The 12,593-nt window shown below is 72.9% G+C and carries 12 protein-coding genes; 8 read left to right on the forward strand and 4 right to left on the reverse strand.

Features of this window, described 5'->3' with window-relative positions; translation table 11 throughout:
* Positions 1 to 309: 309 nt before the first annotated feature.
* From ACFC0B_RS35705 to ACFC0B_RS35720, 4 genes are all read left to right on the forward strand, one after another.
* Positions 310 to 2,961, forward strand: a complete 2,652-nt coding sequence (locus ACFC0B_RS35705) for an ATP-binding protein (RefSeq protein WP_376095849.1) — start codon at positions 310 to 312, stop codon at positions 2,959 to 2,961.
* A gap of 74 nt (positions 2,962 to 3,035) precedes the next feature.
* On the forward strand, positions 3,036 to 3,716 hold the full coding sequence (locus tag ACFC0B_RS35710; RefSeq protein ID WP_350555531.1) for a response regulator: 681 nt from the start codon (positions 3,036 to 3,038) through the stop codon (positions 3,714 to 3,716).
* A gap of 110 nt (positions 3,717 to 3,826) precedes the next feature.
* Positions 3,827 to 4,234 (forward strand): OB-fold nucleic acid binding domain-containing protein, encoded by a 408-nt coding sequence (locus ACFC0B_RS35715; protein ID WP_350555533.1) that lies wholly within the window; start codon positions 3,827 to 3,829, stop codon positions 4,232 to 4,234.
* Positions 4,231 to 4,995, forward strand: coding sequence for a DUF3159 domain-containing protein (locus ACFC0B_RS35720; RefSeq protein ID WP_376095854.1), 765 nt, complete (start codon positions 4,231 to 4,233; stop codon positions 4,993 to 4,995). Before ACFC0B_RS35715 ends, ACFC0B_RS35720 begins: the two co-directional genes overlap by 4 nt.
* 104 nt (positions 4,996 to 5,099) lie before the next feature.
* On the opposite strand, the gene ACFC0B_RS35725 is transcribed toward ACFC0B_RS35720, so the two are convergent.
* Positions 5,100 to 5,771, reverse strand: coding sequence for a TrkA family potassium uptake protein (locus tag ACFC0B_RS35725; RefSeq protein WP_350555537.1), 672 nt, complete (start codon positions 5,769 to 5,771; stop codon positions 5,100 to 5,102).
* Positions 5,771 to 6,439 (reverse strand): potassium channel family protein, encoded by a 669-nt coding sequence (locus tag ACFC0B_RS35730; protein WP_376095857.1) that lies wholly within the window; start codon positions 6,437 to 6,439, stop codon positions 5,771 to 5,773. Before ACFC0B_RS35730 ends, ACFC0B_RS35725 begins: the two co-directional genes overlap by 1 nt.
* 247 nt (positions 6,440 to 6,686) lie before the next feature.
* On the opposite strand from ACFC0B_RS35730, the gene ACFC0B_RS35735 reads away from it, so the two are divergent.
* Positions 6,687 to 8,750, forward strand: a complete 2,064-nt coding sequence (locus tag ACFC0B_RS35735; RefSeq protein ID WP_376096040.1) for an APC family permease — start codon at positions 6,687 to 6,689, stop codon at positions 8,748 to 8,750.
* A 422-nt stretch (positions 8,751 to 9,172) separates the two neighbouring features.
* Positions 9,173 to 10,471: a class I SAM-dependent RNA methyltransferase gene (locus ACFC0B_RS35740; RefSeq protein WP_376096043.1), complete on the forward strand. Its 1,299-nt coding sequence runs from the start codon at positions 9,173 to 9,175 to the stop codon at positions 10,469 to 10,471.
* 105 nt (positions 10,472 to 10,576) lie between these two features.
* On the opposite strand, the gene ACFC0B_RS35745 is transcribed toward ACFC0B_RS35740, so the two are convergent.
* Complete coding sequence (locus ACFC0B_RS35745) at positions 10,577 to 10,774, reverse strand: hypothetical protein (RefSeq protein WP_350555543.1); 198 nt, start codon at positions 10,772 to 10,774, stop codon at positions 10,577 to 10,579.
* Between the two features lie 177 nt (positions 10,775 to 10,951).
* Between ACFC0B_RS35745 and ACFC0B_RS35750 the strand changes: the two genes are divergently transcribed.
* Entirely contained in the window at positions 10,952 to 11,197 is a 246-nt protein-coding gene (locus tag ACFC0B_RS35750) for a toxin-antitoxin system HicB family antitoxin (protein ID WP_344332776.1), read from the forward strand.
* Entirely contained in the window at positions 11,194 to 11,616 is a 423-nt protein-coding gene (locus ACFC0B_RS35755) for a fic family toxin-antitoxin system, toxin component (protein ID WP_376095861.1), read from the forward strand. Before ACFC0B_RS35750 ends, ACFC0B_RS35755 begins: the two co-directional genes overlap by 4 nt.
* A 27-nt stretch (positions 11,617 to 11,643) precedes the next feature.
* Here the strand turns inward: ACFC0B_RS35755 and ACFC0B_RS35760 are convergent, their stop codons facing one another.
* On the reverse strand, positions 11,644 to 12,528 hold the full coding sequence (locus ACFC0B_RS35760) for a GNAT family N-acetyltransferase (RefSeq protein ID WP_376095864.1): 885 nt from the start codon (positions 12,526 to 12,528) through the stop codon (positions 11,644 to 11,646).
* Positions 12,529 to 12,593 lie beyond the last annotated feature (65 nt).

Genomic DNA, 12,593 nt, shown 5'->3' on the forward strand with positions numbered 1-12,593 from the left:
AGCTAAGCCTCACAGCGCCGATGGTACTGCAGGGGGGACCCTGTGGGAGAGTAGGACGCCGCCGAACAATCATTGTGAAGAACCCCCGCCGGGTTGTCCGGCGGGGGTTCTTTGCGTTTTCGGACAGGCCGGCGGGCGGCGTGGCCCCTCAGTGCCCGGCAAGCTCGTCAAGCCCATCAAAATGGCGCTAAAACTCCCAGGTCAGCGCCCAGATCGCTGGCAAACGCGCGCCTGCGCCGTAGTCTCGAAGGCGAAGGGAACTGGTGTCCGGGATGGCCGCCAGGCTCGGCCGGATCAAGAATGGTGCACATGGGACGCGGCAGGCTGCGGATCTACCTCGGGGCGGCGCCCGGGGTCGGTAAGACGTACGCCATGCTCGCGGAGGCGCACCGGCGGTCGGAGCGGGGGACGGACGTCGTGGTGGCGTTCGTCGAGGACCACGGGCGGCGGCACACGGCCGAGCAGATCACCGGTCTCGAACTGGTGCCGCGGCGGGAGCTGACGCACCGCGGGGCCGTGTTCACGGAGCTGGACCTGGACGCCGTGCTGGCGCGCCGGCCGCAGGTGGCGCTGGTGGACGAGCTGGCGCACACCAATGTGCCGGGGTGCCGGAACGAGAAGCGGTGGCAGGACGTCGAGGAGCTGCTCGCGGCCGGGATCGACGTCATCTCGACCGTGAACATCCAGCACCTGGAGTCGCTCGGTGACGTGGTCGAGGGCATCACGGGCGTGCGGCAGCGGGAGACGGTGCCGGACGAGGTGGTCCGCCGGGCCGACCAGATCGAGCTCGTCGACATGTCGCCCCAGGCGCTGCGGCGCCGGCTGGCGCACGGCAACGTGTATGCGCCGGAGAAGATCGACGCGGCGCTCGCCCACTACTTCCGGCCGGGGAACCTGACGGCGCTGCGTGAGCTGGCGCTGCTGTGGACGGCCGACCGGGTCGACGAGTACCTGCAGAAGTACCGGGCCGAGCAGGGCATCAAGGGGACCTGGCAGGCGCGCGAGCGGATCGTGGTGGGTCTGACGGGCGGGCCGGAGGGCGCGACGCTGATCCGCCGGGCGGCCCGGATCGCGGCCCGCGGGTCGGGCGGCGAGCTGCTGGCCGTGCACATCTCCCGGTCGGACGGGCTGGCCGGCTCGGGCTCGGGGTCCTCGCAGACGCTGATCGAGCAGCGGGCGCTGGTGGAGAGTCTGGGCGGTTCGTACCACGCGGTGCTGGGGGACGACCCGGCCGCCGGGCTGCTGGACTTCGCGCGGGGCGTGAACGCGACGCAGATCGTGCTCGGCACCAGCCGGCGGCCGGCCTGGCAGTACGTCTACGGGCCGGGTGTGAGCGGCACGGTGACGCGTGAATCGGGCGACATCGACGTGCACATCGTCACGCACGAGCACGCCGCGAAGGGGCGTGGGCGGATTCCGATCCGCAAGGTGACCGATCTGGGCCGGACGCGGACGATCGCGGGCTGGCTGATCGGGGTGGCGGGACCGCCGCTGCTGGCGCTGGTGCTCACCAATGTGCACGGCCTGGGCCTGACCACGGACATGATGCTGTTCCTGTCGCTGACGGTGTGCGCGGCGCTGGTGGGCGGGCTGTTCCCGGCGATCGCCTCGGCGCTGGTCGGGTCCTCGGCGCTCAACTACTACTTCGCGCCGCCGATCCACACGTTCACCATCTCCGAGCCGCAGAACATCATGGCGGTGGCGATATTCACCGCGGTCGGCATGGCCGTGGCCTCGGTCGTCGACCTGGCGGCCCGGCGCACCCACCAGGCGGCCCGCAGCCAGACCGAGGCGCAGACGCTGAGCGCGCTGGCCGGCACGGTCCTGCGCGGGTCTCCGAACGGGGACGGTGTGCTGACCGCGTTGCTGGAGCAGGTCCGGGAGACCTTCCAGCAGGAGTCGGTCGCGCTGCTGGAGCGGCCGGACCGGTCCGGCGCGTGGCAGGCGGTGGCGACGGCGGGGCCGCGTCCGCCGGAGCGGCCGGAGACGGCCGACGTGGACGTGCCGATCGGGGAGACGCTGGCGCTGGTGCTGTGCGGCCGGGTGCTGCCGGGGGAGGACCGCCGGCTGCTCGGGGCCTTCGCCGCGCAGGCCGCCGTGGTGCTGGAGCGCCGACGGCTGGCGGGGGAGGCGGCGGCCGCCCGGCGGGAGGCCGAGGGGAACCGGATCCGGACCGCGCTGCTCGCGGCCGTCTCGCACGATCTGCGCACGCCCCTCGCGGGGATCAAGGCCTCGGTGAGCTCGCTCCGTTCGGCGGACGTGGAGTGGGACGAGGAGGACGAGGCGGAGCTGCTGGCGGGGATCGAGGCCGGTGCCGACCGGCTCGACCATCTGATCAACAATCTGCTCGACATGAGCCGGCTGCAGACCGGAACGGTCACGCCGCTGATCCAGGAGACCGACCTGGACGAGGTGGTGCCGTTCGCGTTGGGCGGGGTGCCGCCGGAGGCGGTCCGGCTGGACGTGCCGGAGACCCTGCCGATGGTGCGGGCCGACGGCGGGCTGCTGGAGCGGTCGCTGGCCAATCTGATCGAGAACGCCGTCAAGTACAGCCCGGACGGGACGAAGGTGCTGGTCAAGGCCGACGCGCTGCAGCCGGCGGACGGGCCGGGCCGGGTGGAGCTGCGGATCGTGGACCGGGGCCCGGGGGTGCCGGAGGACGCCAAGGAGCGGATCTTCGCGCCGTTCCAGCGCTACGGGGACGCGCCGCGCGGTGCCGGGGTGGGGCTCGGACTCGCGGTGGCGCGCGGCTTCGTCGAGGCGATGGACGGCACGGTGTCCGCCGAGGACACGCCGGGCGGCGGGCTGACCATGGTGGTCACCCTGCCCGTGGTCGAGCGCGCTCCGGAGCCGGACACCCCCGACCGTGATGCCCCGGACCGCGATGCCCCCGGGCGCGGCACCCCCGACCGCGGCGTGTCGGAGTCCGCCGGGACGCGGTTCGCCCCGCCGCCAGGATGATCACCACTGTCCCGTGATGACCGTTGAACGACCACTTCCGATCAGACCGACAGCCCCGAAAGGCGGAGCCCGCAATGACCCGGGTCCTCGTCGTGGACGACGAACCGCAGATCGTCCGCGCGCTGGTGATCAACCTCAAGGCCCGCAAGTACGAGGTCGACGCGGCGCATGACGGCGCGAGCGCCCTGGAGCTCGCCGCCGCCCGGCATCCCGACGTCGTCGTCCTCGACCTCGGCCTGCCCGACATGGACGGGGTCGAGGTGATCAAGGGCCTGCGCGGCTGGACCCGGGTGCCGATCATCGTGCTCTCCGCCCGGCACGCCTCCGACGAGAAGGTCGAGGCGCTGGACGCCGGCGCCGACGACTACGTCACCAAGCCTTTCGGCATGGACGAGCTGCTGGCCCGGATGCGCGCCGCCGTCCGCCGGGCCGAGCCGGTCGCCGGGGAGGACGGCTCGGTGGTGGTCACCGACAGCTTCACCGTCGACCTGGCGGCGAAGAAGGTGAACCGGGACGGCACCGACATCCGCCTTACCCCGACCGAGTGGCATCTGCTGGAGGTCCTGGTCCGCAACGCGGGCCGGCTGGTCAGCCAGACGCAGCTGCTGCAGGAGGTCTGGGGCCCGGCCTACCGGACCGAGACGAACTACCTGCGGGTCTACCTCGCCCAGCTGCGGCGCAAGCTCGAACGCGACCCCTCGCACCCGCGGCACTTCATCACCGAGCCGGGCATGGGCTACCGCTTCGAGGGGTGAGCGGGCGGGCCGGATCCGGGGCCCCGGCGTCCCTCGCGGGATGCCCGCCGGGAGCCCGGGCGGCTTGCGCGGCCTGCCGCCGGACCCCCCGGAACCGGTACCCTTCCGGCATGAGTGGTGACAACAGCAGCGGGCCGCCGCAGGGGCGCTTCCGCCGCATGCTCAGCCGGCTGACCTCCTCCACGGAGGAGCTGGAGGCCGAGGAGCTGCGTCAGGAGAGCGCCGCGGAGTCGGGCTGCACCCCGATCGCCAGCTGCGGGGACCGGCAACTGGTCACCGTGGCGGGCACCCTGCGCACGGTGACGCTCCGCCCGCGGGCCGGTGTGCCCGCCCTGGAGGCGGAACTCTTCGACGGCACCGAGGCGCTGGACGTGGTCTGGCTCGGGCGCCGCTCCATCGCGGGCATCGAGCCGGGCCGCCGTCTGGTCGCCAGCGGCCGGATCAGCCACGCGCGCGGCCGCCGGGTGCTGTTCAACCCCCGCTACGAGCTGCGTCCGGTCGGACACGGGAGCGAATGAGCGTGAGCAACCAGCCCGGCGGCGAGCCCGCCGCCCAGCTCGGCCTGGTGAAGATCGCCCATGACGAGGAGGCGGCCCGGCAGGCGCAGGCCTCCCGCGAGGCGGCCGACACCGTGATGAAGGCCTTCGGCGGCGTCCGGGGCATGATCGACATGACCCTGCCCGGTCTGGTCTTCATCGTCACCTACAACATCACCCACAAGGTGCCGGCGGCCGCCTGGGCGGCGCTGGGCCTGAGCGCGCTGTTCGTGGTGGCGCGGCTGCTGAAGCGGGAGACCGTCCAGCACGCCTTCAGCGGGGTGTTCGGCGTCGCCATCGGCGCCTGGATCTCGATGAAGACCGGCAAGGCGGAGAACTTCTACCTGCCGGGCCTGCTCTGGAACGTCGGCTACTGCGTGGGCCTGGCGGTCTCGGCGCTGGTGCGCTGGCCGCTGATCGGCATCATGCTCGGCCCGGTGACCGGCGAGATGTTCACCTGGCGCAAGCAGAACCCGGGCCGGCTGGCCGCCTACACCAAGGCCACCTGGGCGTGGGTGCTGATCATGGGCATCAAGCCGCTGATCCTCTTCCCGCTGTACTTCACCCACAACGTCAACCTGCTGGGCTGGCTCAAGGTCGCCCTGGGCATCCCGCCGCTGCTGCTGGCGATGTACGTGACCTGGCAGATCCTGCTGAAGGCGCCGCCGCCGATCAAGGCGCAGCTGGACGACGAGCCGGCGGCGGAGGAGCACCCCGCCGGCGGGCCGTCCGCCGGCGCGTAGCCGGACCGGCGCACGGCCGAGGGCCCGCACTCCGAGCGAGTGCGGGCCCTCGGCGTTTCCGTTTCCGGGCTGCCCCGTTTCCGGGACCACCGGGACTACTGGTGCTACTGGGCGCCGGCCGAGCTGGAGAGCAGGTTCTCCAGCTCCTCCTCGCGCTCCTGGGCGGCCACGAAGAGCAGCTCGTCGCCGCCCTCCAGGGTGTCGTCCTTGCGGGGCACCAGGACCCGGCCCTCGCGCAGGATCGTCACCAGCGCGGTGTCCGGCGGCCACGGCACGTCGCCGACCCGGGTGCCGACCAGCTCGGTGTCCTCGGCGAGGGTCAGCTCGACCAGGTTGGCGTTGCCCTGGCTGAAGCGCATCAGCCGGACCAGGTCGCCGACGCTGACCGCCTCCTCGACCAGGGCGGACATCAGGCGCGGGGTGGAGACGGCCACGTCCACGCCCCAGGACTCGTTGAAGAGCCACTCGTTCTTCGGGTTGTTCACCCGGGCGACCACCCGCGGCACGCCGTACTCGGTCTTCGCGAGCAGCGAGACGACCAGGTTGACCTTGTCGTCACCGGTCGCGGCGATCACCACGTGGCAGCGCTGCAGCGCGGCCTCGTCCAGCGAGGTGATCTCGCAGGCGTCGGCCAGCAGCCACTCCGCCATGGGCACCCGCTCCACCGAGATGGAGTTCGGGTTCTTGTCGATCAGCAGGACCTCGTGGCCGTTCTCCAGCAGCTCGCCCGCGATCGAGCGGCCGACGGCGCCGGCCCCGGCAATGGCGACTCGCATCAGTGACCTTCCTTCTGCGGGCCCTGCGCGAACGCGGCCTCGACCGCCGTCAGGTCGGCCCGGCGCAGCATGACGTGCACCAGGTCGCCCTCCTGCACCACCATCTGGGGCGAGGGCAGCAGGCCCTCGCCGAGCCGGGTGACGAACGCCACCCGGGCGCCGGAGGCCTCCTCCAGCTCGCTCACCCGGTGGCCCACCCACTCCGGGGCGTAGGCGACCTCGGCGAGCTGGACGCCGCCGCTCGGGTCCTGCCAGAGCGGCTCGGCGCCGCTCGGCAGCAGGCGGCGCAGCATCTGGTCGGCCGTCCAGCGGACGGTGGCGACGGTGGGGATGCCCAGGCGCTGGTAGACCTCGGCGCGGCGGGGGTCGTAGATCCGGGCCGCGACGTTCTCCACGCCGAAGTTCTCCCGGGCCACCCGGGCGGCGATGATGTTGGAGTTGTCACCGCTGGAGACGGCGGCGAAGGCGCCCGCCTCCTCGATGCCCGCCTCCTTCAGGGTGTCCTGGTCGAAGCCGACCCCGGTCACCCGGCGCCCGTTGAACCCGGCGCCGAGCCGGCGGAAGGCCGTCGGGTCCTGGTCGACCACGGCCACCGAGTGGCCCTGTTTCTCCAGCGCGCGGGCGAGCGCGGAGCCCACCCGGCCGCAGCCCATGATGACGATGTGCACCGGCGCTACCTCACCCGTCCTATTGGGGCCATGACCTGCGCAAACACCGTTCGATCTCCGTTTCCCCGCCCCGCTGTCCGGGGTGGGCGTCCTCGTGGGGCTCGGCACGACAACCACAGTGTTGCCCGCCTGCTCGTATCCGACACGCTAGCCGGTCCACCGAACACAGTCGCGACGAAGGGGGCATCATCGGGGGGCGTGCGTCGGTCCCGGCGACGTAGTGCCCCTACGATTCCTTAACGTGCCTATGCCGACTGACCTACCGAAGCGCATCCTCATCGGGCGTGCGTTGCGCAGCGACAAGCTGGGGGAGACGCTGCTCCCCAAGCGCATCGCGCTGCCCGTCTTCGCCTCGGACGCGCTCTCCTCGGTCGCGTACGCGCCCGAGGAGATCCTGCTGACCCTCTCCCTGGCGGGCGCCTCCGCCATCCACTTCTCGTGGCAGATCGGCGTCGTGGTCGCCATCGTCATGCTCGCGGTGGTGGCCTCGTACCGGCAGAACGTGCACGCGTACCCGAGCGGCGGCGGCGACTACGAGGTCGCCACCGTGAACCACGGCCCGAACTCGGGCCTGGTGGTCGCGAGTGCGCTGATGGTCGACTACATCCTCACCGTGGCGGTCTCCACCACCTCGGGCGTGGCGAACGTGGTCTCGGCGGTGCCGGCGCTGCGCGGCCACGAGCTGACGCTGTCGGTGGTCGTGGTCATCCTGCTGATGGGGATGAATCTGCGCGGCGTCCGGGAGTCCGGCACGGCCTTCGCCGTTCCGACCTACGCCTTCATGCTCGGTGTGCTCGGCATGGTGGGGTACGGCGTGTTCCGGCACTTCGGCCTGGGGCAGGACATGCCCTCGGAGAGCTCCGGCTTCCACCTGGAGGCGACTCCCGGCAACGAGTCGCTGGCCGGCTTCGCCATGGTGTTCCTGCTGCTCAAGGCGTTCTCCTCGGGCTGTGCGGCGCTGACCGGCGTGGAGGCGATCTCCAACGGCGTGCCGGCGTTCCGCAAGCCGAAGAGCAAGAACGCGGCGACCACCCTGCTGATGATGGCGAGCATCGCGGTCGTGATGTTCATGGGCATCATCTGGCTGGCCCGGCTGACCGGCGTGCAGATGGCCGAGGAGTCGCACCAGCTGGTCGGCGCGCCCGGCGACTACCACCAGAAGACCGCGCTGGCGCAGATCAGCGAGGCGGTGTTCTCGAACTTCACGCCGGGCTTCTACTTCGTGGCCGCGGTCACCGGGCTGATCCTGGTGCTGGCCGCCAACACCGCGTTCAACGGCTTCCCGGTGCTGGGCTCGATCCTGGCCCAGGACCGCTACCTGCCGCGCCAGCTGCACACCCGCGGCGACCGGCTGGCCTTCTCCAACGGCATCATCCTGCTGGCGCTGGCCGCGATCCTGTTCATCATCGCCTTCGACGCGGACCCGACGCGGCTGATCCAGCTGTACATCGTCGGCGTCTTCGTGTCGTTCAACATGAGCCAGTCCGGCATGATCCGGCACTGGACCAGGAACCTGCGCACCGAGACCGACCCGGCCAAGCGCCGCCACATGCAGCGCAGCCGGGCGATCAACACCTTCGGCCTGGTGATGACCATGGCGGTGCTGATCGTGGTGCTCGCCACCAAGATCAGCCACGCCTGGATCGCCATCGCGACGATGGTCGTGCTGTTCGTGGTGATGAAGGCGATCCGCCGGCACTACGACCGGGTCTCCGAGGAGCTGGTCGCCGCGGAGGAGCCGGACGACGTGGTGCTGCCCACCCGGGTGCACGCGATCGTGCTGGTCTCCAAGCTGCACAAGCCGGCGCTGCGGGCGCTGGCGTACGCGCGGCTCGCGCGGGCGCACACCCTGGAGGCGGTGACCGTGAACGTCGACCCGGCGGACACCGCAGCGCTGCGCGCGGAGTGGGACGAGCGCGGGATCGAGGTGCCGCTCAAGGTGCTGGACTCGCCGTACCGGGAGATCACCGGGCCGGTGCTGGACTACGTGAAGAACCTGCGCCGCAGCAGTCCGCGCGACGTGGTGTCGGTCTACATCCCCGAGTACGTGGTCGGCCACTGGTACGAGCACCTGCTGCACAACCAGAGCGCGCTGCGGCTCAAGGGCCGGCTGCTGTTCAAGCCGGGCGTGATGGTGACCTCGGTGCCGTGGCAGCTGGAGTCCTCGGAGCGCCGCAAGCCGCAGAAGGCCTGGTCGGCGCCGGGTTCCGTCCGGCGTGGTGAGCCGCGGGCGCCCAAGGCCGTAAAGTCGGAAGTCTCGGCGAAGTCCGCCGGCCCGGCCGACCGCAGCACGAAGGATTCCTCCCAGTGACCCGCAACACCCCGTCTCGTTCCCATGGCTCCTCGGGCAAGGGTGCCCGCAAGGGCGGCGCCTCCGGCCGACCCGGGCAGGTCGCCCGGCCACGCTGGGGCAAGCCGTCGCGTCCGGAGGCGACCGACCGCGACGGGTTCACCGCGCGGACGGCGCCGCTCGCGCCCGAGGAGCGCGCTCCGGAGCGCGTGGAGGAGCCGTCGCGCCCGGAGCGCGGCGAGCGTTCGGGCCGTACCGAGCGCGCTGAGCGCACTGAGCGCGGGGAGGCGCGCGAGGGCCGGGACAAGCAGTCCAAGGGCGGCGCGCGCCCGCGCAAGCAGGCCGTGCGCCCGCCGCGGGCGCTGCGCGACGCAGCCCGCGCGCCCCGGGCCGAGTCCGCGCCCAAGGCCCCGAAGGCCCCGAAGGCCCCCACCGGCGACCCGCTGGTCGGCGAGCGCTACGAGGTCGAGGTCGGCCCCGTCGCGCACGGCGGCGGTCACTGCGTGGCCCGGCACGAGGGCCGGGTGCTGTTCGTCCGGCACACGCTGCCGGGCGAGAAGGTGATCGCGCAGGTCACCGAGGGCACCACCACCTCGCGCTTCCTGCGGGCCGACGCGGTGGAGGTCCTGGAGCCCGCCAAGGACCGGATCGCGCCGCCGTGCCCGTTCGCCGGGCCCGGCAAGTGCGGCGGCTGCGACTGGCAGCACGTCACCCCGGGCGGCCAGCGCAAGCTCAAGGTGCAGGTGCTGACCGAGCAGCTGGCGAAGCTGGCCGGTCTGACCCCGGCCGAGGCCGGCTGGGACGGCAGCGTCGAGCCGGTCGGCGGCAAGCTGCCGGCCGGGCAGGTGCCGGCCTGGCGCTCCCGCGTCCAGTACGCCGTCGACCCGGCGAGCGGCAAGGTCGGGCTGCGCAAGCACCGCTCGCACGAGGTCCAGCCGGTCGACCGCTGCCTGATCGCCGCCGAGGGCGTCACCGAGCTGGGCGTGGAGTCCCGTGACTGGCCGGGCGTCGTCTCGGTCGAGGCGATCGCCGCCAGCGGCTCGATGGACCGCCTGGTGGTCCTCACCCCGGCGCCGGGCGCCCAGCTGCCGCTGGTCGAGCTGGACCGTCCGGTCTCCATCACCCGTATCGACGACCAGGGCAACACCCACAAGGTGCACGGCCGCAGCTTCGTGCGCGAGCGCGCCGCCGGGCGGACCTGGCGGGTCAGCAACGGCGGCTTCTGGCAGATCCACCCGGAGGCGCCGGACACCCTGGTCGACGCCGTCCTCGACGGCCTGGACCCGCAGTGGGGCGAGAACGCGCTCGACCTGTACTGCGGGGTGGGCCTGTTCGCGGGCGCGCTGGCCGACCGGGTCGGCGAGGACGGCGCGGTGCTCGGCATCGAGTCGGGCAAGCAGGCGGTGGCCGACGCCCGGCACAACCTGGCCGCGCTGGAGAACGTCCGGATCGAGTGCGACCGGGTGGAGACGCTGCTGCCGCGCACCGGGATCACCGCGACCGACCTCATCGTGCTCGATCCGCCGCGCGCGGGGGCCGGCCGCGAGACCGTCGCCCAGCTGGCCGGGCTCGGCGCCCGCCGGATCGCCTACGTGGCCTGTGACCCGGCGGCCCTCGCCCGCGACCTCGGGTTCTTCCGCGAGGGCGGCTACCGGCCGGTCTCGCTGCGGGCCTTCGACCTGTTCCCGATGACGCACCACTTCGAGTGCGTGGCGATCCTGGAGCCGACCGGGGGCGAGTGACCCCGCGGACGACGACGGAGGCGGTACCCGGGGCTCCCGGGTACCGCCTCCGTGCCGTGTCGGTCGTGGTCCTCGTGTCCGTCGGGGGCCGGTGGCGCGGGCGGCTCAGGGCAGGTGGTGCTCCTCTTCCTGGGCGTCGTGCGGCAGGGCGATGCCGTGCTGGGCGGCGAGCCTGATCAGCGAGGCGATCCGGCCCTCGTACGCCTGGACGCCGTCGGCGTCCCCTTCGGCCCGGGCGGCCGCGAGTTCCTTGCGGGCCTGGGCGAGCTGCTCGCGCAGCTCCTGGTCGAACATGGCTGTCATGTGCCGGCCTCCACACCGGTCGGTGCCGCTCCAGGGAATGCTCGGGGCACTTCAGAGTCTCCGAAGGTGAAGAACTCTTCAAGTCTCCCTCCCGGCGGGTGCCGGGCGCGGCGGGGGGTGCGCGCGGGGCCGCGCGCGCCCTTGTTGTGCTAGCACTTCAGCGCTAGCTTGAGGTTCATGGGTAAGAAGCAGCTGAACGTCCGGGTGGACGCCACCACCGCGGAGATGGCCCGGGAGCGGGCGGAGCAGCAGGGGATCAGCATGAACCAGTACATCGAGCGCCTGGTCCAGCAGGACATGGGCGAGGCCGGGCGGGTGTTCGTCGACGCGGCCGCGCAGTTCATGAAGGAGTACGAGACGGCGTTCCTGGCCGAGTTCGGCGAGCAGCGGGGCGGGGCCGACCTCCAGGACGTGCGCCGTTGAAACTGGAGGTCGACCTCTCGTGGCTGCTCATGACCGCGGAGCAGTACACGCCCGGTGACCCGCAGGTCACCGACTACGGATCGCTGCTCGCCGGCGTCGCCCGGCACCAGGCCGAGATCTTCGACATCGCCGTCTACCCCGAGCCGCAGGACCGCGCCGCCGCCCTCATGCACCAGCTGATCCGGGTGCCGGCGCTGGAGAAGACCAACGAGCTGTTCGCCACCGCCGTCGCCTACGCCTACCTGGTGGCCAGCGGCTGCACGGTGGCGACCACGGCCCGCGAGGTGCGCAGTCTCGCCCGGGCCGTCCGCGAGGGGCGGCTGAGCGTCTCCGGGGTGGCGGACCGGCTGGCCGCCTGGGTGGTGGACGAGGCCGAGGACGAGGAGGTCAGCGGCGAGGACGACGACGACTCGGAGTGAGGCCGGGGAAGGAGGGGGCGGGCGGGCTCAGCGGGGCCCGGCCGGTTCGGCGATCAGCGCGGTCGCGAAGGGGCGGAAGCCCGCCCGGCGGTAGATCCGGGCCACGTCCTCGTCGGCCGCCGACAGGAACACCGTCCGCACACCGTTGGCCCGGGCGTGCGCGACCAGCGCCGCGGTGACCGCCTGCCCCAGTCCGCGCCGGCGCGCCGAGGGCAGCGTGCCCACGCCGGCCACCTCGGTGACCGGGCCGACCGGGTTGTGCTGGCCCGCGCAGAGCGGCGTGCCGTCCTCGAAGGCCGCCGCGAGCACCGTGTGCCCGGAGGCGATCCGCCCGGAGAGCCGAGCCGCGGTGCCGTCGGAGGACAACTCCCGCGCCTTGGCGGCGAGTTCCACCGCACCGGCGCTGCCCACGCCGGTGCCCGGCTCGCCGAACGCCAGGTGCGGGACGGCCACCGCGCGGGCGATCGCCGGGTCGTCGGCGGGCAGCACCCGCACCGTCACCCCATCCGGCGCGCCGGACACCTCGTCCGGCCCGGCCGGGCCGTCCTGCGGGCCCAGCACCAGGAGCGGGTGCTCGTGCACCGCCAGCCCCGCCTCCTCCACCGCCGCGCGCAGCAGCGGGTCGTGCTCGGCCACCCACTCGAAGGCCTCCGGCAGCCCCAGCTCGCGCTGGCGGGCCAGCACCCGGCGGACGTCCGCGGCCGTGGCGGCCGGGCCCCGGTGGCCCAGCGCCGGCCGGGCGTAGTACGGCCAGCCGGCGCCCTCGCGGACGAACAGGCTGAGCGGGCCGAAGTCCTCGACGCGCGCGGCGGCGCGCGGGACCGCGTCGTAGTAGCGCTCGATCTCGTCGAGGAGGGCCCGGTCGGGTCCGGCGGCAGGGGGCGCGGCGGCGGCAAGATCGTCAGAGGTCACGCCGTGCATCCAAGCAGGCCCGGCCCCCTTCCGGCCAGGGGTTTGCCGGGCCCCGGCCGAGGCTG

The organism is Kitasatospora sp. NPDC056184, assembly GCF_042268405.1.
Lineage (GTDB): Bacteria > Actinomycetota > Actinomycetes > Streptomycetales > Streptomycetaceae > Kitasatospora.

Bases quoted from the DNA above. Each gene is read 5' to 3' on its own strand.
- ACFC0B_RS35705 (WP_376095849.1), top strand. From the start codon at position 310: ATGGGACGCGGCAGGCTGCGGATCTACCTCGGGGCGGCGCCCGGGGTC.
- ACFC0B_RS35710 (WP_350555531.1), top strand. From the start codon at position 3,036: ATGACCCGGGTCCTCGTCGTGGACGACGAACCGCAGATCGTCCGCGCG.
- ACFC0B_RS35715 (WP_350555533.1), top strand. From the start codon at position 3,827: ATGAGTGGTGACAACAGCAGCGGGCCGCCGCAGGGGCGCTTCCGCCGC.
- ACFC0B_RS35720 (WP_376095854.1), top strand. From the start codon at position 4,231: ATGAGCGTGAGCAACCAGCCCGGCGGCGAGCCCGCCGCCCAGCTCGGC.
- ACFC0B_RS35725 (WP_350555537.1), bottom strand. From the start codon at position 5,771: ATGCGAGTCGCCATTGCCGGGGCCGGCGCCGTCGGCCGCTCGATCGCG.
- ACFC0B_RS35735 (WP_376096040.1), top strand. From the start codon at position 6,687: ATGCCGACTGACCTACCGAAGCGCATCCTCATCGGGCGTGCGTTGCGC.
- ACFC0B_RS35745 (WP_350555543.1), bottom strand. From the start codon at position 10,774: ATGACAGCCATGTTCGACCAGGAGCTGCGCGAGCAGCTCGCCCAGGCC.
- ACFC0B_RS35750 (WP_344332776.1), top strand. From the start codon at position 10,952: ATGGGTAAGAAGCAGCTGAACGTCCGGGTGGACGCCACCACCGCGGAG.